Consider the following 23,616-nt stretch of genomic DNA (forward strand, 5'->3'; position numbering starts at 1 on the left):
CCCGGAGGTCTCATGCGTGCGCCGATAGTGGCCTGGTTTTACTCCGCCGCTTGGCCTTAATTTGCTCCGGCGTTGACATATTGCTGCGATCGCATCTACTAAGAGGGACTCTGACGGGGGATTTACAGTGTAGTACGCGGGTGATGACATTTAAATTCCCAGCAGCTATATTGAAAGGAGGACTGCGATGGCCAGAATGATCATGGAAATCGCGCCGATTTTTGTGATGTAATGGGTGCGTACAATGCGAGGCGTCACCCTAGGGTCCTTCGTGTCAACGAACACGTAGTACTCTCCGCGAACATCGATCCCAAGCGACCGCGCTTTTGATGCATTGGCTGGATTCAAGTAAACAAGTGCCCAGAACATTAATATGGAAAATACAAACACAAATCTAACGATAAACAGGCTTATTTCCATATTTGCAAATCCAATGTTATCTAGAAATTTGTGCACAATTTACGATGTAAATCAATCTCTTCAGTCCGAAATGGGGAAGATTTCATGTTGTCAATTTCCCATCATGGCCTGCAGCGACTGGCCGCGAACATTGCGTTATGCTGACTATACGTACTCATCGCTCTCTGGAAGCATAGTGTCCCAGCGCCTTAAATGGCGGCGACAATCGCGGCATCAAATAAAGGGGTCGCGAGTGCCATCGACAACTATGAAGCTCCGATCGTCATAGAAGTGGCACGGTATCTTATCGGGCCAGCAAGCTAGGTTGTGATGACTTGCACCATAGGACAGAAACATGTTCCCGTTCAGTTTTTTTGTGGCAACTCCCTGAATGCTCCGGTGCAAAGATACCGCGCCGATACATTAAGGTTCTGGCGAGATAACGCGCAATCTCTCCAAGACAGAAGTCAATGTTATATGGGGGCGTTGCTCGCAAGGGCCGGCTAAGTCCGACCAACTCGCGTAGGGCCCTCCTGTAAGGTGATAGGGACGAAACTGATTGCTGTGTTTTACGACTAGCTGTACGGGATTAATTCATGAGAAACTTCAAAAGTTCATCCTGGAAGGCCCCATGCTAAAACGCCCCCTTTTTGCGGCATTCATTGCGTCCATTTCTTTTTCAGCAACCGCTAACGAAACGGCGTTAATTTTTCGAGGGCCGGGAAATACGCATATTTATGCGGATAGCAACTGCAGTGAACGAACTAAAACCGAACAGTATGAAATTACACAGCCCGCGTGGATTGATTGCGCAATAGACGGAAATCGGACTACGGTGCTCATCTCACCTCTACCGGCGAGGAGCGATGTAAGCTGGTTCGGATACAAAGAGGCTGCTGAAATTGTCGATCGGATAAGTGCTGACACAGAATGGGAGGGTTACGGAGGGGCTATTAATTTCCAAGGCGGCGCATCTGTTCCCGGAATCCCGATGTCATACTTGGAAGCGTCGGGAATAAAGTGCGAGGGCAAGTCTCCTTGTAAACTCGATGGTAAAAAAGTCTATTTGATAGTCATTGGGCATAAAACCCAAAGTGTTGCCCTCTTGGCAGTGGGTGATGGATTCGTCGATAAAATCCGAGCTATACATAATGGAAAAGAGTATGTTGCTGCTAGCCAACGACGATTTCCACGAGCAATGGAAGCGATGATTTCAACGTTTAATTTCAGTATTTTTAAAATACAGCCAGATTTGTTAAGAAAAGAAATTTGCGATGAGCGATCGAAACTCGAATGCATTCCATGAATTTACAATGAGCCCCCAAAGTGGGCTACCGGCAACTGGAGTTTTCCGGCTTTATCACGATGACGGGCTGGTTGCGCCCACGGTGAGGAAACCACCGGTTACCATCAGGTGCTTGGCTGCAAATTAGGCAGTTGATGAGGTTCGAACCATCGACCCGTTGCAATAACGCTGCGAAATCAATGAAGCGTCCGCGCTCGGACAGCTAAACTGTTCCTGCGGTTGAAATGGCGGCAATTTCGTCGATCGCACCCAAAAGGCCGAAAATGGGAAATGCCGTGCATCTGCGCTACAGATGAACATGTATTGCGTCACGAACATTTTCGCTGTGCAGTGAAGCCCCCCCTGCAACTTTCGACGTGCCGCTACAGGTAAATAGATACGGGAACCAACTATCCGGTTCAACGTTCTCAGCCGCGCAAATAGCGCAAGGAGGAGAATGCAATGTTTAAGAGACAGGTTATTTTGGTTGGCGCCACCCTTATGGTCGCAGGATCAGTTTTTGCACAGGAGTCCACGGTGAATGGCGCAGCCGGTGGAGCGGTCACCGGCGCTATCGTGGGCGGCCCGGTCGGTGCTGCTGTGGGCGGTGTTGCTGGCGCGATCGTCGGTACCGCTATCGATCCGCCGCCGCAGCGCGTAGTCACATACGTTCGCGAAGCGCCCGCCCCAACGGAACGGGTTGTCGTCGAAGAGCGCGTCGTCGTCGGGGAGCCACTTCCTCAGACGATTGTTGTTCAGCAGGTGCCTGACAATCCGAACTACGGGTACGCGGTTGTCAATGACCGGCGTGTGATCATTGAGCCTTCGAGCCGCCGTGTGGTGCAGGTTATTGATTGATCCTGGCTCTGCCGGACAGACCGGACAGACCGGACAGTGCCATCGCGGTGAGGTGGCACTGTCAAATTTGCGTCATCAGCCTGTCGACAGGATCGTCGTTAACTGAGTAGCATGTTGCGGCGCGCTGCTCCATCCTACGTCAGTCATGCAGCGCGGACAGGGAACGCAGACGACAGTATCACTGAAATGTCCCGGAATTCGGTCTATTCCCTGCTGGAGATGAAAGCGCGATACGCCCAAGTGGCCAAACAGATGGATTAGCAGCAACTGCGTTTGACTTGGCCCCTGCCCCAACGGGCTTCTCATCCATAGTTCATCGATGTGCTGCCGAGAGCCGCGAGTTCTCGCTCGTCTTTCACCCCGTTCTGCACGCAGCATGTGTTTGACACCATATGTCGCAAATCGTCAAAATCGTGCGATGGTAGGGTTCCGGACAGAATTACTAGCCGACTGTGCTTCCGGGCCCGCACACTGTTTTCTGCCTCCCGAGAAGGGCTGATAAGTGTTGTCGTCGAGACGGTACGAGCTATACCTCTGCATACACCAAAGCGCATTCGAGTGCATCTCTTCGCCGCTCTTGTTGTCCGCTACCTGTTGTGCAGACGCGGCTGGATTCGGAGGTGAGCAGGGTTGGCGGGGTCCTCCACCGTAGGGCTGGTAGGTGTTGCTGACCGGATCGAAGGAGCGGTACCGCGCGCTGCACCATCCACGCGACTTCGATGCTTGTAGCTCGGCAGAGAGGGATTTCGGCAATGTGTTTTGTTCGTCAGACGTGGTAATATCTGTTGGCGACCCGAGCGTCCGGGTTGTGCGCTCAACGGGTTTGAGCTCGGCGATGATCGTATTCCCCGACTGGGCGGCGGGAAGGCGTTGGTAAGCTTGCTGGTTGCGATCAACTCGCTTCACCTCGGATGGCCAAAGGGGCTCGTCATGCAAATTGGTGAACGAATGAGGCTTTGACTGCTGCGCGACCTCTGACGCTACCTTTAATCCGCCGGCGGCAACTGGAAGCAGACACGTAGCGAGCAAGCGACTTGTGAAAAGTTCGCGCATGAGAACAACCTGATGATTTTGCGTACGAAAATGCCGCCGCTATCAAATGGTTCCACTGCATATGGTTTGACTAACGCTGGTGCGCGGTGTCGAAGACGTCTACGCGTTAATCGAGAGTAAGGACAAGGATTGAACCTGCGCGGCAGGCACACTGTCAAAGGTCATCATTCCTCCGAGACGTCGGGGACGCCGTCTCTCTGACCGCAAAAACCAAATCCGGGGCTTACGCAGACGCGGCCATGGACGCCTTTTCGGAAAATGCGCGTGTGGCGTTTTCGATATTCCAGCCAAATATCCAAGCTTCTGCTTTTTGCAACCAGGAATCCTTTTCGAGTAAACAGCTCGCGTTCGCGATACGAGCCGCTATGGGATTATCACCCTTAGACAGGCCCAGCACACGGGCGTTCATTCCAAGCTGCTGCCAATCAATCAGGGCTTCCATGTCGAAATTCATTTCCGATCCTCATTATCGTCGCGTTTCATTCGCGAACGTTGTCTGCTGCGACAGTCTTCGAATCGAGCCTGCATGGAGACTATCTGAAATCTCAGGAAGCCTCGAGTTGAAACTGGCTCTTGAGCTGTGCGGTAGCGTACAGATAACTCCCAAGCATTTAGCGGGCATTCCGATCTCCTCTCAATTCCTGCGGCGTTACGACGTTAGACCGGTCAAAGTGTCTGCGCGAGTATTAACGGGCAACAATGGGCTAATTTCGCGACATCGCTCCTCTTGCCGAAGACGATCCGGAGCACTGGCGGGGAGAGAGATGCTTGGAACTTCGCGCGCTGCTAAAGATGATCATCACTGCCTTGATCGATTTGTACCCAAAACCGATGTTTTCAGTCTTTCCGACGACGCGGAGATGGCATGATCAAATAGATATGTTTGCCGAAACGTTCCGCCTGTTCTAAGAATGATTCTAAATAGGCCTCGGTGCCGACCGACTACGCGCTTGGCCGTGTGTCCATCTAGGAATTGCAAATGGTTAGAGAGATTCGAAATGATCGGGTCCAGCAGGCCCTAGACAGCGTGGCCGAGAAAAAATCTGAGAGGCTTCAGGGGCGAGGAACGCGGCCTGCAAGCACCAACAAAAAGAAAAGCGAAAAGAACAGGCTCGACGCGAATGCCCCCGACGGAAACATTGTGCCGTCCGACGATCTTGAGATTGGGCAAAATCGTGTGCCTTCTTCTGCCCACACATGAAATGAGGCGGTAAACCCATTCAGTAAATAGCGTATTCCCTCTTATCCATAAACGCCCTGCTCTGTCGTTCCCGCATAGTCAGCGTCTGCCCCGGATTGATCACGGAAATTTCGCCGCTCTATGGGCTGATCTTACTATCGTTTTGTTAAGGCTAGTGACTTCTCGAAAGAGGTAATTCAACATCTGTTAATCTAACTATGGCTCCCTCCATCGAATGCGGGGGACCATGCATGCATCGCTTTTTCATTCTTCTCAGCTTTCTTTTCGCTATGGGACATTCTGCTCACGCCTCACCGACGGAGTGGCAAGTCACTATGACGACAAGGCAGGTGAACTACACGACCGATTCGAAAACCTGGCTTGCAGTTAAAGTCGGCGATGTAATCCCGAATAAGGCTTGGGTTTCCACAGGACCGAAGGGACGGATTCAACTCTCTCGAGGCGTTGAATCTATTTCTTTTCAGCCGAACACGTTGGCAAGCATTACTACCTCCGGTTTTTTCCAGAAGACTACCGAAGTGCGCCAACAGACTGGTACGCTCGACCTCGAAATCGAAAAGCGTAGCAGACCTCATACCACGGTCCAGACACCTTACCTTGCGGCTGTCGTAAAAGGCACAGCGTTTCGCGTGTCAGTCACAAAGACGACGGCAAGCGTGTCGGTAACGCGTGGGCTCGTCCAGGTGAGTTCTTTTGCCAGCGGTCAGCGTTCCTCCGTTGGTCCTGGTCAACGTGCTGCGGTAGACGCCGTCAAAGGAATGACTGTCGCCGGCGCCGTTTCAGCACCCACAATAAGCTCAGTAGAGCCTTCAGTAGCGAGCGTGCGGGCTGTTGGCGCAACAGCGCTAAACGGCCAAACGCAGTCCACGGCCGCTGGAAAAAACTCTACCACGTCAGGCTCGACGAACAGCAATCGCGCCGACAACGCTGGCCATTCGAAGAGCGGAAGCAGTGACAATGGTGCCGGCAACGGGAATGGAAACGGCAACGGAAACGGCAACGGCAACGGCAACGGCAACGGAAACGGGAACAGCAACGGCAACGGAAACGGCAACGGCAACGGCAACGGCACTAAAGTCGTTGTCGGGTGTCTAGGGGGACGTGGTGAGTTTTTGGAGAAAAGTGAAGACGTCACTCGCAGTTCGGGCCGCATTGGTCGCACTTATGTGCGCCGTGCCAGTTTGGACGGCCGTAAAGCCGTTCACCAATTACGTCGACAATGTCATTGCCAGCCTTCGTTTCAAAGCTTTGCAACGGCCGGCGAGTGGCGACGTTGTCTTCGTGGCAATCGATAAGAAAAGTCTTGATGCGGTCGGCGTCTGGCCCTGGCCACGAGGCATTCACTCGGAGATCATCGATCGACTGACAGCGGCAGGTGCTCGTGACGTTTTTCTCGATATTGACTTCAGCAACCCGGCGTCCGCCAAGGAAGATGAGAAGCTCAGGCTATCACTCATCGCTGCCGGCGGAGGCACTGTGTTGCCTGTATTCCGGCAACACGAAAGCGCGGTACCCGGATCGTCCACAAGCGTAACACGGCCCATCCCCGCCCTCGCCTCAAATGCTTGGCTTGCGTTCGCTAACGTTGAACTTGCGGAAAGCGGGCTGATAACGACATTCAAAATGGCCGACCGATTGGACGGAAGGGTGACGCAATCCGTACCTGCCGTCTTGGCACAGGTCGACGACACCGCTGGTACCTACCTCATAGATTATTCCATCGACCCTTCAACAATCCCCACTTTTTCTGCCTCTGAGTTGTTAGATGGAACAGTCCCACCAAGCGTTTTCGCCGATAAAGCGGTGGTTGTCGGCGCTTACGCTACTGAACTGAAGGATGTCTATCCAGTACCAATGTACGGGCCTCTGGCGGGCCCCCTGATCCATATCCTGGCGACAGAAACGATTTTGCAGCATCGATTGGCTTCGGGCGTCGATCCGACAATACCAGAGTTGCTCCTCGCAGCGGCGCTTATAGGGCTTGCTATAGCCTTCAGAGTGTACGGTCCCGTCACGTTTTTCGCGACTGCCGTCATAATCATCTCAGCAATGGAAACTATCGCATTCATTGTGCAAGCCAATGATGCCTATGCACTGCGAACAGCAAACAGTTGGTTACTTGTCGGGCTCTCTCTCTTACTCGCCCTCAGCGAGAGAAGTAATTTCGCCCACGTCCGAAGCCGGATCGCCGTTGCTGACTTTCAAACTTCAAAAAACACACTTCAGTCCATAATCGCGGACAGCAACGACGTCGTCCTCGTTTTCGATGAAAACCTTCGCGTTCTCGATCGGAGTGCGTCTGCTGATGACCTCGACTTAGAGCATGAGGAAGGTAACGACCACCGTCATACTATTCCAAGCGCGTTGATGCGGCATGTCGAGGAGGCCGTCCATCGTTTCAGAGCAGGCCACTCGCCCACCTACTCGGTTTCTGCGGACTTCGAAGTGGTTCGCGGCGGCTTCGAGGCCCGTTTTGAAGCATCAATTACAATTTCTCGTTCAGAACGTCTCGACGATAGGGGCGAGCAAATCTACGGGTTTATGGGAAGCGTCATCGCTCGAGACGTTACCGTCCGTCGAAAGTACGAAGCGGACCTCCTTCGAATTTCCCAGGTCGATGAATTAACTGGGCTGCTCAACCGTCGAGAATTCATCAATCGCCTTCAGTCCATGATCGAACCGCAGGTTGTCGTCGCTGTTGGACTGCACAGATTTCCTGAACTCAGTGCGACTCTGGGCCGCCCAGCATGCGACCAGCTGCTGCGTGCAATCGCTGGCCGCTTGTCCAGCGTCTCGCGCGTCTCGCATTTGGGCCGTGTCGATGGTGATTGCTTTGCGATGTCACTGAGCCTGCCCACTCGAGACTTCCACGAGATTCAAGCGGAAGCCGTCCTGAGACAGTTCGCGCTTCCTTTTGAAGCCGATGGGTCCGAAATCTACGTTGACGCTCGTCTGGGCATTGCATTGTTCGACGACATTAGGCTTCCGGCCGCGTCCGCTGTGGACCACGCCGAAGCAGCACTTATCGACGCGAGGTCTAACCCCAATTCCAACTGGATCGTCTACGATGAAAAACGTGCCCAGGATCAACTTCGAGCCAGAAAGCTCGAACAGGCGATGCGCTCGAGCCTGAGGAGGGATGAATTCTTTCTTGCATATCAGCCGCAGGTCGATCTCGCCACGGGGCGGATGGTAGGGGCCGAGGCACTCATGCGGTGGAGGCATCCAGATTTTGGCTTGGTTTCGCCGGGTGAGTTTATCCCCGTTGCCGAGAGCAGTGGTGTCGTGTGCGACTTGGGCACATGGGCGCTTCAAAATGCCTGCGCAACGGCGATGACATGGCCACCTCATATGACCGTGGCAGTTAACGTCTCCCCCATTCAGTTTGCCAAGACAGATATGGTGGCTGAGGTGAAAAGAGCTTTGGCAGAAAGCGGGCTGGCCGCCCACCGCCTTCACCTTGAGATCACCGAATCCGCTTTCTTGGACGGAACAGAGCGTTTATTGGGCGTCATTTCACAGTTGAGAAGTCTCGGCGTTTGCATCGCGCTTGACGATTTCGGTACCGGCTATTCATCCCTCAGCTATATGTCTGGTTTCCCGTTGGACAAGCTGAAGATAGACCAGTCCTTTGTCCGCAAGCTGACGACCGACCATCAGTCTCTTCTGATCGTAAAAGCAGTAATCTCTCTCGCTCAGGGCCTCGGGCTGAAGCTTGTCGCTGAAGGTATTGAGAACGAAGAAGAGCGGCGGATTCTCGCCGAATTGCAATGTGAGGAAGGACAGGGCTACCTATTTGGGAGACCACAGAGTGCTGGAGAGATTATGCAGCAACTAGCAATCAGGAATGTTAACGAGGCTGCCTAACCACTTATGGAGCACTGAACAGATGGGTCTTTCCAGAACTCCACGATAGCCAACTTCGTAAGCGGTCAACTATTGGAGTAAGGCGTGCGGAGGGTGTCACGACTGGTTTTGCAGCTCGCTGAAAGGCAAAGATGCCTTGCATCTTAGACCAGCAGGATAATAGTCGATAGTTACAGTGCTTCCTGCGCCCAGGCCTGCCATGATCAGCCGGGAGCCGGCGCCGCGCCGACTTGGCTGTGCGACAGGCGGTCCTCCATTTTCCTGCCAAACGAGTTCGAAGACGGGGTGAGGGTCGTCTGAAACCGCCCAACTGATTTCTACCGTTCCACATTCGTTCGACAAAGCGCCGTACTTCGCCGCGTTTGTCCCCAGCTCGTGGAGAATAAGCGAGAGCGAAAGTGCTGATCGTGGCGCGATATCAAATGCCGGCCCAGAGATCTTCAAACGACCGGGATCATAGAGAGCCAACGTGCTTCGGACGAAGTCCGAAATCATAGCTTGGCCAGCAGGCCCATGTATCAGCATGTCATGCGCTTTTGCCAAGGCGGTAATGCGACCATTCAAGACGTCCGACAACGCTGCTACGTCGGTCGTGGATCTCAACGTCTGGGAAACAATTGCTTGGACCAAGGCAAGCTGGTTTTTCATGCGGTGGGCAAGTTCGAGGCTCATCTCTCGCTGATAGGCTTCGTTTTCAAGGAGCAGGACATTCTCCTGCTCCTTTTTCGCCGCCAGTACTGCGAGCGCTTGCCGCTCTTGCCGCAGTGAAATCGACGTCACGCTAATCGTGTGGATGATGAAAATATCAACGCTGACGATGAAGGCATAAAACAAGAGAGCCAGCACCGATCCCGGGGTTAGTTCGAATGTATAAGCCGGCGCAATAAAGAAATACCAAGACGCCAAGCCGCTCAATGTTGCGTTGATGACGCCGGGCCACAGACCGCAGACGAGTGTCGCGATAATGACCGCCGGAAAGAACGTCAGGTACGGAAATCCCGATGGCAGCTCGTCGTTAACAAGCAACCTTACCAATAACGCTACCGCGAACAGCCCCAACGACAAGGTCCAGCGGAAGGTCGCCGAGCGCTCGCGCGTTACAAGTTCTTGTAGGCGAACGATCAACGACCGCGATCTTGTGGTATTGCTCACGGTCATTGCACATCAAAAAACAAAGATGTTTTTCCTTTAGAACGCAAAAGAGCCAACAAACCGTTAGGCGTTTCGGGAGCTGTTTCTACCTCAACCGGCGACCGCAACGGTTCAGACGTCACGGGCAACCACAGCCGTCGGGTCCTGCGACACCCAGTTTCGCCTTTTCTCGCGCAACCATGCAAAAACCTTTATCTAAAAGCTGGTGGCGAAAGTCGCCGGAGAAACACGGATTGGTGGGAGTTGTTTTGAGCAGTTAGACTTCTTCATTTTCGGCGCTCGTCTCGCTGCGGCGGATGTCCTGGCTTGCCAAATCCTCAGTTGTCGCGCTGGCGATTGCGTTTGCCAGTTTCGCCGCGTCGTAGGGCTTAGACACGACGATCGCACCCTGTTCTCCACGAACGGCCAACGGATCACCGGTGGCGTAGACGATCAACGTTGCAGGTCTCAGAGCCCGAGCTTCGGCAGCCAGCTCCGCCCCTGAAGCGCCTGGCAGGTTGAGGTCTGTGACAAGGACATCGACCGCCATCGTCTGGAGCGCGGCCTTTGCTTCCTCAGCGCTGCCCGCCTCGACAACGATCAGTCCCGCATCCTGAAGCATCTCAGCAGTGTTGATGCGGATGAGAGCGTCATCCTCGACCAGCAAAACCGTCAGGCGACCGATCTTCCCGACTGAAGCTTCCCCAGCCAGCGACTGCTCGACGACCTGCGGCGGCTCTGGTTCGTTCAGAGGCTCGACAGGTGGTAACCTTCCTTTCGCATTTGAACGTTGCGCCTGATTAGCCAGCACATGTCGGAATTTTCGGGCTAGCGCTTCGCGCGTGTAAGGTTTTGAGAGGAGCTCGACGCCAGCGTCGAGCTTGCCGCCATGGACGATCGAATTCTCCGTGTATCCCGATGTAAACAGCACGGCGAGGTTCGGCAGTCGCTCTTTTGCCTTGCGCGCCATTTCGGGGCTCTTCAGCGTGCCTGGCATGACAACGTCCGTGAATAGCAGATCAATCGGGATGCCGCTGTCGATGACAGTGAGCGCACTTGCCGCATCGACCGCCTTAAGCGTTCGGTACCCGAGATCAGTCAGCAGGGCGATGACGGTTTCACGCACCTCCGCGTCGTCCTCAACCACCAGAACCGTTTCGCTTCCACCAACGATTGGACCATTATCAACGGCCACTTCAACGTCTTCGACTTGCAGCGCTCGGGGAAGGTAGAGTTTTATCGTCGTGCCGTGACCGACCTCCGAATAGATCTTCACATGCCCACCGGACTGTTTGACGAAGCCATAAACCATCGAGAGGCCGAGACCGGATCCCTTGCCCTCAGCTTTAGTGGAGAAGAACGGTTCGAATACCTTCTCGATAATCTCGGACGGCATGCCGGAACCGGTATCGGTTACCGCCATCATCACATATTGACCAGGAGTAACTTCGTCATGGGTGCGGGCGTAAGCATCGTCGAGATGGGCATTGGAAAGCTCGATCGTGAGCTTGCCTCTCCCTTCCATTGCATCTCGCGCATTGATCGCAAGGTTCAGAAGAGCATTCTCGATCTGCGTCGGGTCGATGAATGTATTCCAGAGCCCTCCACCAACGACGGTCTCGACCTCAATCGCTTCGCCGATGGCGCGGCGGATCATGTCGTCCATGTCTCGAACGAACCGGCTGATGTTAACGACTTTAGGCTCGAGTGCCTGGCGCCGACCAAACGCCAGAAGCTGGCTCGCCAGCTTTGAGCCGCGGGACACGCCTGCCATCGCGTTGGCGATCTTCGCCTCGGCGCGTTGGTTGCCCGCCACTTCCTTCGACAGGAGCTGAAGATTGCCGGAGACGACCTGCAGCAGGTTGTTGAAATCGTGCGCCACTCCGCCAGTGAGCTTGCCCACTGTTTCCATCTTCTGCGCCTGAGCCAGCTTGGCTTCGGCCTGGCGGCGATCGGAAATCTCCGAAATGACCCTGGCTTCGAGGTTTTCGTTCAGCTGTTTCAGCTGCTCCTCGGCACGTTCACGGTGACGAACCTGGCGTGCGAGAGCTTCTGCCTGTTCACGCAGAGCGGCTTCCGCCGCCCGCTGATGTGAAATGTCGGTGTGAACACCGACCCATTCAACGATGTCGCCCTTAGAGCCGATGATGGGCAGGGCTCGAATGGCGAACTGACGCCATGCGCCGTCATGGCGGCGCACCCGGTGCTCATGAACATACATCGATTTCGCTGCCACGGCAGCGTTCCAGCTCTCCACCGAGGCGTCGATGTCGTCGGGATGGACGGCACTCACCCAGCCAAAGTCCTGGTACTGATCGAAGCTCTGGCCCGTCAGCGCGGCCCAGCCTGGTTGCTCGCCGATCATTCTTCCGTCTGCACTATTCGTCCACAAAACGCCGTGGACGGCGTTCATTGCCGTATGGAACCGGCTATTGCTGATTTCGAGCTCGGCTTCGCGGACAGCTCGTTCCTCGACATCAATTCCCAGGATGTAGACGCCGGGCACGGAGCCGTCGGCCTCGACATGCGGAATGTAGCGGATTTCGAGCCGGCGAACTGGACCGTCACCATGGCGCATATCAGCTTCCGCCGTCACGACCTCCCCGCCTAAAGCGCGGTCGATATCGGGTCGTCGGCCCTCGTAGGCTTTCTCGCCGATGACATCGAGAACCGGTCGTCCGATCATATCGTCCGGCCGCCTGCCGAACCAGGTCTCATAAGCGCCGTTCGCGAAGCGGTAGACGTGGTTTCGATCGACATAAGAGATAAGCATCGGCACGGCGTCGGTGACTCGGCGCAGTTCCGCCTCACTGTCAGCAAGGCGCTTCTCGAAATCGACACGATCACTGTTGTCGACGACCGTACACATCACGCCGCCGATCTTACCGTCGGCTTCGTAGACCGGCGTGTAAAACAGATCGAAGATGAACTCCTGTTGCTGACCGTCTCTGACCAGCGTCATGTTCTGGTCATGAAATGAACGAAGCTCGCCGCGAAGGCCAGCTGCTATCATCTCGCGGTTCCAATCCCAAATTTCCGGCCAGGTCTCGGCGACGTTGCTGCCCAGCGCAGCTGGGTGTTTCTCTGCGACGATCTTGGCATAAAGATCGTTGTAGATCATGACGTGCGCCGGACCCCACATCAGAACCTTTGCGACAGGGGAGTTCACGATATTTGCGACCGTCGTCCGCAATTCGACAGACCATGTGCTTACCGGGCCGAGCGGTGTATTCGACCAATCCTTCTCGCGGATCAGAAGACCGCAGCTGCCGCCGCCGATCGGCCAGACCGTTGCGAGCGACGGCGCATGCCTGGCGCCATCACGCAGCATCCTAAGACCAGATCGGACCACCTCGCTGGCATTGCCATAATCGCCCGATGTCAGGCAGTTGGAAATAAAACCCTCGAGCTCGGGGGTCAAAGAGAAATTGCGCGTGAGACGTTTAGCCATGTCCGCTCGTCCCATGGAATTGATTTTGTGTCAACGTGTGTCACACCCTGAGATATCTATTCGTTCCTGATTCTGATCTTGCATTCAGGCGCGGACAACCTCTTGGTCAAAACGTCATCCCTGACCGCCCGTTCGCTTGTCCCGGCGAGCGCCGTACCAACAATCCGTTTCAGGACAAGAGATCCAACCCATTCCCTTGGGAAAGAAGGTCGGCGGTGCGGATCGCGGTCTCTTCCCACGTCAAACAAAACGTGCCCTCTGACTCAGGCCCATCATCGTGAACTGCCCAAGTAACACTCACGCTCGAGCGGTGCATGTCCGCGTACTGGACGCGGTTCATGATCAACTCATGCAGCGCCATTCCGATGTTCAAGACGGCGTTTGCATCAAGAAGCATATCGGGACCGGAAATCGTCAATTCGCCGACGCTATTGAACGGCTTCACCTGATGCGAAATTAACGATCGCAGATCAATCAACATGTCTATCCCTATATGTGGCGCGGCCGTTTCCGGCCTCCTGAAAAAATTGCGAGCCACACAAAAAGCGGCTGTAAAGGCAAGCGGAGGCAATGGTAGGCCCATTGCCAGCTCGATGTTGTCGGAGCCGAGAGACTGTCCGCCGCGTGTTTCAAGTTGGCCGGGAAAACTAAAATTGCGTACAGCGCCAGGGCCGTTCCCGCGTACCGTCGGGTCTGAGGCATAAGCAGACCGATCGCACCTGCGATTTCGCAAACTCCCGTCAGCATGATGACATCAGGGGCGTCAGGCACCCAGTCGGGAGTGATGCTTAGAAAGGGCGCCGGAAACGCAAGATGCAGGAAGCCCGCAAAACCGTAAAAGGCAAACAGGCCGAGCCGACAGCGCTTGCGCCAGATTTCAACGTTCGCCATCCACTGCAATCCGTTTTTCGATCGTTTTACGGACTGCTGCCAGGTTGGACTTGTAACCAGCAACCTTCTTGATCGCTTCGATAGCAAGATCGCTGGCGACGTAATCCGACTTGTGGCCGAGATTGCGAACGACCACCAATGTCGCCCCAGAAACGTCGCGCGACAGATGACGTGCATGCACGTCTGGCGAGACGATCTTGTCGGCATCGCCGGTGATGATCACGGTCGGAGCCCTGATACTTTTATATTGGAGGCTGGCGGTCTTCGCCCAGTTACTGAGGCCAGCAACCTCCATGGCATTGTGGCGGAAAGCAGCCGGACGCAGAGCCTGAACGGCTCCTGTCTTTCCAACATAGTTTGCAGGTCTCTGGTTTGGCCAGAACACCGCTTTTGTGGCGCGATCGATTGCCAGAAGCCCGACGGGTGGGGCGACGAATGTGCTGAACAATGATCCGGTTACCGGAACGGCTGCAGCGCCATAATACCATGCCACACCTCCTTCCCACGGGTAGACCGCAGGTGACAGGAAAACCAGCCCCGCAACATTTTCCGGATGCCGGACGGCGAGTGCCGCAGCGATGGCTCCGCCAAACGAATGCCCGACAATGATCGCCTTACCGATGCCTCGCTTTTTCATAAGGCGAGCAATGGTATCGGCCTGCTCATCAGGCAGGATCATCTGTGGGTTGCCGGCATCGGACGCACCATGGCCCGGTCGGTCGACAAACAGCAGGTCAGCCCTGCCCTCCAGCTTTGCTCGAAACGAAAACATCGGATCGTAAAGACTGGTGCTGGCGCCGTGGATAAAAACGATCGGTGGCAGGTCAGCCTTACGACCGGCATTGATCAGGATGCTGTTGAGCTTGACCCCGCCGACATCCAGACGCACCGGACGCGGTTCATCAGCACGCGCATCAGCGCTGCTGGGAAAAGCGGCAAACATGAGAACGACAATGGCGGAAAACAGTCGGGCAAAGTTGTACGGCATGAAACCTCTAAAAGATCCTAGTCTCCAAAGGCCAGTACGTACGGCTGAGCTAATTGGTTTCACATGACCACGTTGGGCTTTGCTCACGGTGAGGAGACCAACTTCTGGGCGTTCCCCCATCGCCGCCAACCACGCATGTCTTGATGGCTACCTTTCCTCTCGCTATGCTTTTCAGCGCTTCCAATCAAAGAGGATAAGATGGCAACTGGTACCGTAAAATTTTTCGCTCAGGACAAGGGCTTCGGCTTCATCACTCCGGACAGTGGTGGACCGAATGTATTCGTCCACATCTCGGCTGTCGGTTTCGGCGCTTCGCTGAGCGACGGCCAGAAGGTCAGCTACGATGTGGGCCAAGACCGAAAGACAGGAAAGTCAAAGGCTGAGAATGTCAGCGTCCTCTGAAATCATACTCCCGATCTCGCCGTAACGGCGAGATCGGGCCCGTTGGTCGCCTTCGGCTTGAGCGGAATCGAACCTGTGACCCGATGTAGTTTCGCTTCCATGTCACCCGAATTCTTAAGACGTCAGGGACTTGGAAATCACATCCCTATCTCTCGGTCGCTATCTCCCTGCCGATGAAATCTAAAGACCGTCTCTGCTTCTGCTGGCAGCCATTCTCGAACATCTTCTTTTGTCTCGCTGCAGAAGTCTGGATCCGGTCTAGCGAAGACTGGCAGATCATCTGACGCACAACCAGCAGGCAGGTGGACAGACCATCTGATCGAAATTGGATGGAAATGGATGGAAAAATAGTGCATGACGGCTGGCTAGGAAATGGATGGAAACGGATGAAAGAATGGAAACTCTGAACACGACGACCATCCGGATCACGCCCGAAATCCTGTCTCTAATTGCTGAAATTGACGAGTTCAAAGGCGCTTGGCGCGCAATCGGGCGGATCGCGCCTGAACGGCTGTCCAGTCTCCGGCGCGTCGCGACTATTGAGAGTGTCGGTTCCTCCACACGTATCGAAGGAGCGCGCCTCACTGATCGAGAGGTCGAAAGGTTGCTGGCAAACGTTCGCCTGGGGTCCTTTACGACGCGCGATGAACAAGAGGTTGCCGGCTACGCGGAAGTTATGGAGACCATCTTCAGCGCTTACGACGCTATCTCGTTCACTGAGAATCATATCCGTCAGCTCCACCGCGATCTTCTTGCACATTCGACCAAGGATGAACGGCATCGCGGCGCCTACAAAAACCTCTCCAACAACCTGGAAGCGTTTAACGAACAAGGCGAGAGCCTCGGCATCGTTTTCGCAACGGCAACGCCGTTCGATACGCCGCGTCGAACGGAAGAACTTCTCGCATGGCTGGGCGAGCAAGGACGAGAAAAATGGCTCCATCCACTTTTAGTCGTCGCGATCTTCGTTGTCGTATTCCTGGAAATCCATCCGTTCCAGGATGGCAATGGCCGCTTGTCGCGTATTCTGACCACCTTGCTGCTGCTGCGAGCCGGCTACGCTTACGTCCCATACAGCTCGCTCGAAAGCATCATCGAGCAAAGCAAGGAGGGCTATTACATTTCTCTCCGGCGCACGCAGGGAACGATCCGAAGCACAGAGCCCGACTGGAATCCTTGGATCGAGTTCTTTTTAAGAGCGCTGCATCGGCAAAAGAACCGACTTGAGAAGAAAATGGAGCGCGAGCGCATCATCCTCGCCGACATGCCGGAACTATCCGTCATGCTGCTCGAGTTGGCACGCGAGCATGGGCGGATCACGGTCGCGGAGGCTGCCAGGATCACAGATGCGAGCCGTCACACCATCAAGGATCACCTCAAGGCCCTCGTCGATCAAGGGCACCTCGTCCTCCACGGTGCGGGCCGCGGTGCTTGGTACGGTCTGTCGTGATCAGTCAGATGTCAGGAAAATCTAATTAAGTTTAGATCTTGAACCAATTCGAACTACCGACCGGCACGAAATTTTGCACGGTGCTGAAAACACATCCATTTCCCGAGAAATCGAATGGCCCATGGTTTTGACGCAACGCAGATTTTAGGAGGATGCTCTCGACAAGCGATCGCGCCCCTTATGCGCGGTTAGCTTTCGGCTCGACCATAGCCCAATTGTCGTAAGTTCTCCGCCACCCGCCCTTCGACCGCAAGCGCATCTTCCGACCACAGTTCTGCGATCGCGTTCAATACGCGGTCGAGCTCCCATGGTAGAACAGACCTGCCCTCGATTTGTGTGAATGGTCCGTCAGATTCGGTTAACAGGCGATCACGGGGGATCATTTTGACGATATCCCGGCCCTTCTGACCATGGATCATCCCTGGTCCCACGCTGAACCAACAGCCCATGGAGACGGCGCGATCCAGCTCTCGCTTTGTCCCCGAAAACCAATGAAGGATTGGTGTTCCTGCGCCTTTGTGCGCTTCGAGTGCATCCAATACCTGCGTGGCCGCCCGCCGACTATGAATAGTCATTACACGACCGCCCGCCTGGTCGCATAGATCTAAAATGCGATGAAACACCCGCTTTTGGGTTTCCCAGTGGGGTCGCAACTCGGGTGAGCCGTCTAACCCGATCTCCCCTACGTACGTGGCTGATGGCAGGAGTCTTTCAAATAAGGGAAGTTCGCCATGGCGTTCATGTGCAATCTGCGGGTGCAGCCCAAGCGCCGTTCTGATCCGCTTGGCCCTATGTGAAAGAGCAAGCGTGCCTTCCCAAGCCGAGGGCGTGTTAGTGACAGAGAGAACATAGATATTCCGGCTCACGCAGGACTGCGTGATCGCAACAGGATCCGGGTACAGATCAAGATGGCAATGGAAGTCAATCACTTAACACCATATAGTCGATGCAGCTCACCGAGTTCGTTTAACCCTCGATATAGCATGCCGCGGACACCGTTACGATCACCAATATCCGGAGGCGACAAGGTGTGGCCAAGCCACCGATCGAGGCCGTCAGCTTTCACCGAAGCCAACGCTATGGCAACGGAACGAACATCATCGAACGACGCGTGGTCTTCATCATCCTTTCCCAAGGGCTCGTAGACGTAGTCCGTCGTATCGCGCTTCGCGTCCCATGCGACGAACGCTGCCCGTCTCACTTGACAGGGAACGCAGCGACCGCAGTGCCGGTAATTGAACCGCTGAAAGCGCCCACAGCTGGTCGAATGCGCGGCCTCGGTCTGAAGGAAAATCTGGTCCTTGCATTCGATAAGCATTTCGCCCTTCGTTTTTTGGGCGTAGGGATTTTCGATCTTCACGTTGAGGCTTGCGGCATCGAGGATCTTCTGGAACCGCGTTAGGAAGACAGGGTGCGCCGTGCGCGTGCTCAGGCTTCCAAGCCGGGAACCGGTGAGCGGCGGATTGATCGCAATGAACCCATTTTCGCAAACGTAGAGCGGGGCGGTGTTGCCTTTTGCGTATTTCTCCAGCGATGTAGCTACCACCACGCCAAAGGTCAAAAAGATCAGAGAGCGCGCTCGCTGTGACGCTTCCTGCACGGTGGGCGAAGTCGCAACGTGATTGAGCTGCAGGTGCTTCGTCAGACCAATTTCCTGTGCGAAATCCCGTTGCTTCAGACCGTCCCCTCGAACGTTCTGGCTGACTGCCACCGGCTTCAATCCATCACGAGTCAGATCGATTGCGCCAACGAGACTGTCCAGTCCGCCGGACAACAAGACGACGCAGTCTTCTTTCAGCACCGAAATCTTCTTTGGCGGAGCGGGTAAAACGCCGCCGTCATGAAACCGAAGCTTCCAGCGGTCCGTTGTCAGGAACGCGAGCGCCTGCCGAAATTCGTCGGCCATCGTATTCCAGAAAGCTGGGTCGGAAACGGCGACGTCGAGTTCAATCTCTCTAGTCCAGCCATCGGCGCTGTCATCTCGCAGTACCGAAAAGTCGGCGGTGATGATTGAAAGTGCGATCGAAAGTAGATCCCATGCCCGTCGATGGGGGTTCAGCCCCTTTCGCCGAAGCTCTGCCTTGACGGCTTCACCCGCACTTGCCTCCGAGGGGATGCGTGGCTGACCATACAGGACAACACGCAGATCGCCTTCTTCCAATGGAAGCTCGAACGATCCAGGTCCACAAACGAGCCTCATTCTGCGTATCCCTCGAAAACCTGAAAGCTATCCCGTAGTGCATCTCTAACCACCGCGGCGATACGGTTCGAGTTTACGCTCTTGCCCGCCGCTCTGAGTTTGCGAAAGGAAGCAGCTACGGTCTGTTTGATGTAGTCACGCACCTGTTTCAGGCGACTGAGAGCCACTGTGGCGGTGGGCGCTTTCTCGATGATTGTTTTTCCGACATCGAGTTCGAACCGACGAGCAACATCCATTGCGGTGAAACGCTCGATGGCGAATTCACGCTGTTCCGGTGTCAGGGCAGCCAAATCGGCATCAGGGTACTTCACCAAGAGATCCGAAAGCGAGTCCTTGATGGCGGTTCGTTCAGCCTCGGCGTCCTGAGTGCCGTCGACCGGCCGAACCGCTTCGACGACAGCATCCATCACCTCGTTCGCGGAGCGGCCCGCAAGAAGCGCCGGATCCAGCGCACTGCCTGCGGGCTGTTGTCCCATAGTTTCGAGGATGCCGCCGAGTGCACTGGCGGTGGAAGCGGTCCCACTAAATCTGCTGGTCGTCGTCCTCGATCCGCCGTAGCCGTTACGCACGTAGTTTCCCAAGCTGCGGCGCATATCACTTAAGTTTCCGGCCTTCGCAAATTCGCCAAGGCTTCGGCGGGTACCAGCGAACCGGTGACCGGGCGCGAGAGGGGCCGCTGGTGGCGGCACGTTAGGCGCAACGGGTTCGTTGGGAGCGGCATCTACCGGCTCCTGCTCCGTCGGATTTAGATCTGGAGCGGGGTCTGGCGGCGCGTCCGGTGGTTGATCAACGGAAGGCGGATCTTCCGCCGGTGGCGCGGGGGTCCACGCGGGCACCATGGGGACGCCTCCCTTGGGTCCGTTACTCGATTGAGATGTCCCCATTATTGTTCGGCCTTCTCAATCGCTCTTTTGACCACCAGCGGCACGCCCGTGCGCTTCCATTTCTCGAAAACGCCGTCCGCCCAAGGTTGGTCTCCGATTTTCGGAACGATCCCCGGGGTAATCTGCGCCGGTGGACGATCGTTCAGAAATGCCGCCAATCGTAGTCCTTGCTGAGGATCGGCTTTCGCAACCGCGAGGCAGGCTTCCAGGATAGCGGGAACTCCCCATTCTTGTTCTTGATGAGCACGGTCCAGGAGACGATCCATAATGATCGAGGTTTCTACGCGCGACACGCGTGCCAATTTGTCGACCAGGGCCGCAGCCATCTCAGGGTGGGTGAGCATTGCGGTCAATATTTCCGCCGCTTCGGTCGTTAAACGGTCACCGGGCGTTATGAGCGGCGCGTGCTCGCGGCTGACATACAAAGCGCCCAACAACTTCGCATCGTGTAGCGGCGGAGGCAAAGCCAGCCATTCCCTCGAGAAAGGAGCATCCCAGGGCGCGGCAAGGCTTAGGTCTTTTCCCTCTGTGGCCGCTTCTTCCCAATCCTTCAGGAATCTGGGTTTGCCGTCATCGTCTTGGCTAACGGCCTTCAATAGTTCGGCGTAAGCCAACGGGCTACCGAGACGTTCGAACAGGAGAAGCTTGGCGAGGACCGCCTCATCCACGCCGACGCCCTGAGCATTGGAGATCGCCATGCGGATAGAAAGTGCATTCAGGAAACGCTTGATCAGTCGGGGATTACCGACGATGCCCGAGGCAGTCGTCATGATAGGCGCAAGCCTTTCAGCCGTATCAAAACGTCCGATAAGATCTGCCGGTATGTTCTCGTGCAGCCCCGTTACATATGCCTTGTCGACGCGCGCGCCCTGCCACGTCTTTCGCAACTGATCGATTATTCCAACCCGCAGCTTTTCCTTTACGTCGTCCTTCAAGTCGCTGTTTTCGATGTAGAGCAACATCATGTACGCGCGGACTTCCTGCGTTCCCAAGGGAGGAACGCGGATAGGCACCTGGATCAATTTGTCGAAGTAGCTCGTTACAAGTAGATCGTCGGGAACGCCTTCGAAATGCTTGCGGACGGCGTGTTTGATCATGTCGTTGTCGGCCGCGATGACGAATGCCGTATTTTTCAGAAACAGGAACAGCCGTATGGCCTCAAGGGTCGAGATCGTCGTCTCGGGGAGGCAACGGTCAAGGTCGTCGATCAACACGACAAGAGTTACCCCAAGCTCCTCAAGGGTCTCCTCGAAATTATCCCTGAGGGCTTGGATTTCCTTAGGAGGTGAGGTTTCCTCTGCCGGATTGAGAAGCCCGGAGGCAGCACTTGCCACCTCACCCGCTTTCGACTTGGCGTCTTCGATTAGTTTTTGGTCGACGGAACCACCTAGAAACCGCTGCCCCAGCCCCCACACTTCGCCGATGAGCCCAGTTGGAGGAAGTCCCATCGACACCGCTATCGCCGAACCGGCAGCGAGCTTCATTGCACGCAGCCAGTTCACGCGCTTGATGAGCGCCTTGGCCTTGTCTACTCCTCTTTCGCGCGCTCTTGCTTCCTGCTCTAGCTTAGTCGCGATGACGTCCATCAATGCGGCGCGAGCGTCGTCATAACCTTGGTAAAGCCAAGCATTGAATTCGACGAAGACGAAGTCCTTCTCGCCTTCTTTCCTCTCTCGGTTAGCGAGGGATGCTTGGGTCAGTTTTATCATGGAGGATTTTCCAATGCCCCATGATCCCGAGACACCAATTGAAATTGGGCGCCCCCGCGCCTGGACGATGATTTCCGCTACGGTGTCGGCCACGCCCGAAAAATTAAGGAAGTCTTTTTCAGTCTCATTATCTGCCCACATTCAAGGCCTCCCACGTCGCGCCTGTCGATAGTAAAACCATCGCACCGAAACGTTGCACCGATGATTCGCATCACCCTACATTTGCAACGTATTGTTCGCGCCAAAGCTGTGTCAATTTGGAATTCTTGCCTCGCTGGAAATAGGGAAGTCGATGTATATCGAGAAAGTCAAAATCAAGAACTTCAAATGTTTCGAAGGCTGGTTCGAGGTCGATTTCAATCAGGGTGTCAACATCATCGTCGGCAACAACGAAGCCGGAAAATCCACGCTGCTCGAAGCTATCCATCTATGCCTGACGGGTATGCTGAACGGGAAATACCTGCGCAACGAACTATCTCCCTATCTTTTTAACCGGAAGGTCGAGCGGGCGTATCTGGACAGCATCGCCTCGAAACAACCTCTCGATCCGCCGGGAATCCAGATCGAGCTGTTTTTCGGCGGTGATAGCGATACGTTGGAAGACCTGCGCGGAAACGGGAATTCCGAGAAAAACGACAAGGCACGCGGCCTCCTCTTCTCGATCGAGTTCGATAAGAAATATGACGGTGCCTATACCGAGTTACTGAAGAGCAAGGAGATCAACTCGATACCCTTGGAATTCTATCAGGTTCAATGGTCGGAGTTCTCCCGCCAACCGGCGACGGCTCGAGGCGTCCCCATCAAATCGGCGCTAATCGATTCCACGAGTACACGCGTTCAGAGCGGTTCGGATATGTATATCTCCCGCATCGTCAGGGAATTTCTCGACGAAAAGGAACGTGTGGCGATATCGCAGGCCCACCGGAAATTGAAAGATGCTTTCAAGGCCGACGGCAATGTTAGCGCCATCAATAAAAGGCTGGCGGAAGCAGCGAAAATCAGCCGCAAAGATGTGAGTATTTCCGTCGATATGTCGTCCCACAATGCGTGGGAAAACAGCTTGATGACCTATATTAACGAGGTGCCGTTCCACTATATCGGCAAGGGCGAGCAGTGCATCGTCAAGACACGCCTTGCGCTGAGCAGCAAAAAGAACAGCGAAGCGACGGTATTGCTGATCGAGGAGCCGGAAAACCACCTTTCGCACTCAAAGCTCAACCAGCTTATCGGCGACATCAGCACGGACAATAGCGACAAGCAGGTCATCATCACCACACATAGCAGCTTCGTCGCGAACAAACTTGGACTGGACCACTTGGTACTGCTGCGCGATGCGAAGGTCACACGGATCAAAGATCTGAAAGCGAGTGATTTCTTCCATAAGCTGCCTGGTTACGACACGCTTCGTCTCGTGTTGTCGCAGAAGTCGATCCTCGTCGAAGGCGATGCGGACGAGTTGGTCGTCCAGCGGGCCTATATGGATGCCAACGATGGCAAATTGCCGATCGAGGATGAAATCGATGTCATTTCGGTCGGACTTTCATTCCTGCGTTTTCTCGAACTGGCGACCGCGCTGAAAATCCCGGTCGTGGTCGCGACCGATAATGACGGCGATACTGCTGCACTCGAAAAGAAATACGCCAAATACAAGGACGTCGAACATATCAAAATCTGCTATGACCCTTTGGTGGATAAGGGCGACCTGGTCCTCAATGGCAAACCGTTCAATTACAACACCCTCGAGCCGAAACTGGTCAAATCGAACAGCGTTGAGACCTTCAATGAGCTCTTTGAGCCTGTCCGAGAATTGAGTTGAGTGATCGGGCCGATGATGATTCCAAGACGGT

At 55.0% G+C, this 23,616-nt stretch carries 19 protein-coding genes; 8 read left to right on the forward strand and 11 right to left on the reverse strand.

What is annotated here, in order from left to right:
- The first annotated feature begins 1,030 nt into the window (after window positions 1-1,030).
- Both GAO09_RS08225 and GAO09_RS08230 read left to right on the forward strand, forming a co-directional pair.
- Window positions 1,031-1,705 (forward strand): hypothetical protein, encoded by a 675-nt coding sequence (locus GAO09_RS08225; RefSeq protein ID WP_153353553.1) that lies wholly within the window; start codon window positions 1,031-1,033, stop codon window positions 1,703-1,705.
- Between the two features lie 441 nt (window positions 1,706-2,146).
- On the forward strand, window positions 2,147-2,542 hold the full coding sequence (locus tag GAO09_RS08230; protein ID WP_153353554.1) for a DUF1236 domain-containing protein: 396 nt from the start codon (window positions 2,147-2,149) through the stop codon (window positions 2,540-2,542).
- 405 nt (window positions 2,543-2,947) lie between these two features.
- On the opposite strand, the gene GAO09_RS30465 is transcribed toward GAO09_RS08230, so the two are convergent.
- Together GAO09_RS30465 and GAO09_RS08240 are read right to left on the reverse strand one after the other, a co-directional pair.
- Complete coding sequence (locus tag GAO09_RS30465) at window positions 2,948-3,595, reverse strand: BA14K family protein (protein ID WP_153353555.1); 648 nt, start codon at window positions 3,593-3,595, stop codon at window positions 2,948-2,950.
- Window positions 3,596-3,818: 223 nt separating this feature from the next.
- Window positions 3,819-4,049 (reverse strand): CrpP-related protein, encoded by a 231-nt coding sequence (locus GAO09_RS08240; protein WP_153353556.1) that lies wholly within the window; start codon window positions 4,047-4,049, stop codon window positions 3,819-3,821.
- Window positions 4,050-4,574: 525 nt separating this feature from the next.
- Between GAO09_RS08240 and GAO09_RS08245 the strand changes: the two genes are divergently transcribed.
- The 3 genes from GAO09_RS08245 to GAO09_RS08255 all read left to right on the forward strand — a co-directional run bounded on the left by GAO09_RS08245 (window position 4,575) and on the right by GAO09_RS08255 (window position 8,663).
- Window positions 4,575-4,796, forward strand: coding sequence for a hypothetical protein (locus GAO09_RS08245; protein ID WP_153353557.1), 222 nt, complete (start codon window positions 4,575-4,577; stop codon window positions 4,794-4,796).
- Window positions 4,797-5,026: 230 nt separating this feature from the next.
- Window positions 5,027-6,091 carry a FecR domain-containing protein gene (locus GAO09_RS29945; RefSeq protein WP_235937988.1) on the forward strand — a complete coding sequence of 355 codons (1,065 nt, stop codon included), beginning with the start codon at window positions 5,027-5,029 and terminating at the stop codon, window positions 6,089-6,091.
- A complete protein-coding gene (locus tag GAO09_RS08255) occupies window positions 6,045-8,663 on the forward strand; it encodes an EAL domain-containing protein (RefSeq protein WP_235938007.1) in 2,619 nt (872 codons plus the stop codon). The genes GAO09_RS29945 and GAO09_RS08255 overlap by 47 nt, the downstream gene beginning before the upstream one ends.
- A gap of 96 nt (window positions 8,664-8,759) precedes the next feature.
- Here GAO09_RS08255 and GAO09_RS08260 read toward each other — a convergent pair whose 3' ends face one another.
- The 5 genes from GAO09_RS08260 to GAO09_RS08280 all read right to left on the reverse strand — a co-directional run bounded on the left by GAO09_RS08260 (window position 8,760) and on the right by GAO09_RS08280 (window position 15,124).
- On the reverse strand, window positions 8,760-9,821 hold the full coding sequence (locus GAO09_RS08260; protein ID WP_153353559.1) for an HWE histidine kinase domain-containing protein: 1,062 nt from the start codon (window positions 9,819-9,821) through the stop codon (window positions 8,760-8,762).
- Window positions 9,822-10,071: 250 nt separating this feature from the next.
- The gene (locus tag GAO09_RS08265) at window positions 10,072-13,245 is read right to left on the reverse strand and encodes a type II toxin-antitoxin system ParD family antitoxin (protein ID WP_153353560.1); all 3,174 of its coding nucleotides are present in this window, start codon (window positions 13,243-13,245) and stop codon (window positions 10,072-10,074) included.
- Between the two features lie 169 nt (window positions 13,246-13,414).
- Complete coding sequence (locus GAO09_RS08270; RefSeq protein WP_153353561.1) at window positions 13,415-13,726, reverse strand: hypothetical protein; 312 nt, start codon at window positions 13,724-13,726, stop codon at window positions 13,415-13,417.
- Between the two features lie 8 nt (window positions 13,727-13,734).
- Window positions 13,735-14,136, reverse strand: coding sequence for a DoxX family protein (locus tag GAO09_RS08275; protein WP_153353562.1), 402 nt, complete (start codon window positions 14,134-14,136; stop codon window positions 13,735-13,737).
- Window positions 14,123-15,124 carry an alpha/beta fold hydrolase gene (locus GAO09_RS08280; protein WP_153353563.1) on the reverse strand — a complete coding sequence of 334 codons (1,002 nt, stop codon included), beginning with the start codon at window positions 15,122-15,124 and terminating at the stop codon, window positions 14,123-14,125. Before GAO09_RS08280 ends, GAO09_RS08275 begins: the two co-directional genes overlap by 14 nt.
- 198 nt (window positions 15,125-15,322) lie before the next feature.
- Here GAO09_RS08280 and GAO09_RS08285 point away from each other — a divergent pair, with 198 nt between their 5' ends.
- Window positions 15,323-15,526 carry a cold-shock protein gene (locus GAO09_RS08285; RefSeq protein WP_153353564.1) on the forward strand — a complete coding sequence of 68 codons (204 nt, stop codon included), beginning with the start codon at window positions 15,323-15,325 and terminating at the stop codon, window positions 15,524-15,526.
- Window positions 15,527-15,920: 394 nt separating this feature from the next.
- The gene (locus GAO09_RS08290) at window positions 15,921-16,976 is read left to right on the forward strand and encodes a Fic family protein (protein WP_235937989.1); all 1,056 of its coding nucleotides are present in this window, start codon (window positions 15,921-15,923) and stop codon (window positions 16,974-16,976) included.
- Between the two features lie 188 nt (window positions 16,977-17,164).
- On the opposite strand, the gene qatD is transcribed toward GAO09_RS08290, so the two are convergent.
- The 4 genes from qatD to GAO09_RS08310 all read right to left on the reverse strand — a co-directional run bounded on the left by qatD (window position 17,165) and on the right by GAO09_RS08310 (window position 21,910).
- Complete coding sequence (gene qatD, locus GAO09_RS08295; protein WP_338015057.1) at window positions 17,165-17,905, reverse strand: Qat anti-phage system TatD family nuclease QatD; 741 nt, start codon at window positions 17,903-17,905, stop codon at window positions 17,165-17,167.
- The gene (gene qatC / locus GAO09_RS08300; RefSeq protein ID WP_235937990.1) at window positions 17,902-19,137 is read right to left on the reverse strand and encodes a Qat anti-phage system QueC-like protein QatC; all 1,236 of its coding nucleotides are present in this window, start codon (window positions 19,135-19,137) and stop codon (window positions 17,902-17,904) included. The genes qatD and qatC overlap by 4 nt, the downstream gene beginning before the upstream one ends.
- A gap of 35 nt (window positions 19,138-19,172) precedes the next feature.
- Window positions 19,173-19,769, reverse strand: a complete 597-nt coding sequence (gene qatB / locus GAO09_RS08305) for a Qat anti-phage system associated protein QatB (protein ID WP_235937991.1) — start codon at window positions 19,767-19,769, stop codon at window positions 19,173-19,175.
- 290 nt (window positions 19,770-20,059) lie between these two features.
- A complete protein-coding gene (locus tag GAO09_RS08310; protein WP_153353568.1) occupies window positions 20,060-21,910 on the reverse strand; it encodes a KAP family P-loop NTPase fold protein in 1,851 nt (616 codons plus the stop codon).
- Between the two features lie 151 nt (window positions 21,911-22,061).
- Between GAO09_RS08310 and GAO09_RS08315 the strand changes: the two genes are divergently transcribed.
- Complete coding sequence (locus GAO09_RS08315; RefSeq protein WP_235937992.1) at window positions 22,062-23,585, forward strand: ATP-dependent nuclease; 1,524 nt, start codon at window positions 22,062-22,064, stop codon at window positions 23,583-23,585.
- Window positions 23,586-23,616 lie beyond the last annotated feature (31 nt).

This window comes from Endobacterium cereale, assembly GCF_009617585.1.
GTDB classification, from domain to species: domain Bacteria; phylum Pseudomonadota; class Alphaproteobacteria; order Rhizobiales; family Rhizobiaceae; genus Neorhizobium; species Neorhizobium cereale.

What these genes read in the sequence shown, in the direction of transcription:
- GAO09_RS08225 (WP_153353553.1), top strand. Translation starts at nt 1,031, where the DNA reads ATGCTAAAACGCCCCCTTTTTGCGGCATTCATTGCGTCCATTTCTTTT.
- GAO09_RS08230 (WP_153353554.1), top strand. Translation starts at nt 2,147, where the DNA reads ATGTTTAAGAGACAGGTTATTTTGGTTGGCGCCACCCTTATGGTCGCA.
- GAO09_RS30465 (WP_153353555.1), bottom strand. Translation starts at nt 3,595, where the DNA reads ATGCGCGAACTTTTCACAAGTCGCTTGCTCGCTACGTGTCTGCTTCCA.
- GAO09_RS08240 (WP_153353556.1), bottom strand. Translation starts at nt 4,049, where the DNA reads ATGAATTTCGACATGGAAGCCCTGATTGATTGGCAGCAGCTTGGAATG.
- GAO09_RS08245 (WP_153353557.1), top strand. Translation starts at nt 4,575, where the DNA reads ATGGTTAGAGAGATTCGAAATGATCGGGTCCAGCAGGCCCTAGACAGC.
- GAO09_RS29945 (WP_235937988.1), top strand. Translation starts at nt 5,027, where the DNA reads ATGCATCGCTTTTTCATTCTTCTCAGCTTTCTTTTCGCTATGGGACAT.
- GAO09_RS08260 (WP_153353559.1), bottom strand. Translation starts at nt 9,821, where the DNA reads ATGACCGTGAGCAATACCACAAGATCGCGGTCGTTGATCGTTCGCCTA.
- GAO09_RS08265 (WP_153353560.1), bottom strand. Translation starts at nt 13,245, where the DNA reads ATGGCTAAACGTCTCACGCGCAATTTCTCTTTGACCCCCGAGCTCGAG.
- GAO09_RS08270 (WP_153353561.1), bottom strand. Translation starts at nt 13,726, where the DNA reads ATGTTGATTGATCTGCGATCGTTAATTTCGCATCAGGTGAAGCCGTTC.
- GAO09_RS08275 (WP_153353562.1), bottom strand. Translation starts at nt 14,136, where the DNA reads ATGGCGAACGTTGAAATCTGGCGCAAGCGCTGTCGGCTCGGCCTGTTT.
- GAO09_RS08280 (WP_153353563.1), bottom strand. Translation starts at nt 15,124, where the DNA reads ATGCCGTACAACTTTGCCCGACTGTTTTCCGCCATTGTCGTTCTCATG.
- GAO09_RS08285 (WP_153353564.1), top strand. Translation starts at nt 15,323, where the DNA reads ATGGCAACTGGTACCGTAAAATTTTTCGCTCAGGACAAGGGCTTCGGC.
- GAO09_RS08290 (WP_235937989.1), top strand. Translation starts at nt 15,921, where the DNA reads ATGGAAACTCTGAACACGACGACCATCCGGATCACGCCCGAAATCCTG.
- qatB (WP_235937991.1), bottom strand. Translation starts at nt 19,769, where the DNA reads ATGCGCCGCAGCTTGGGAAACTACGTGCGTAACGGCTACGGCGGATCG.
- GAO09_RS08310 (WP_153353568.1), bottom strand. Translation starts at nt 21,910, where the DNA reads ATGTGGGCAGATAATGAGACTGAAAAAGACTTCCTTAATTTTTCGGGC.
- GAO09_RS08315 (WP_235937992.1), top strand. Translation starts at nt 22,062, where the DNA reads ATGTATATCGAGAAAGTCAAAATCAAGAACTTCAAATGTTTCGAAGGC.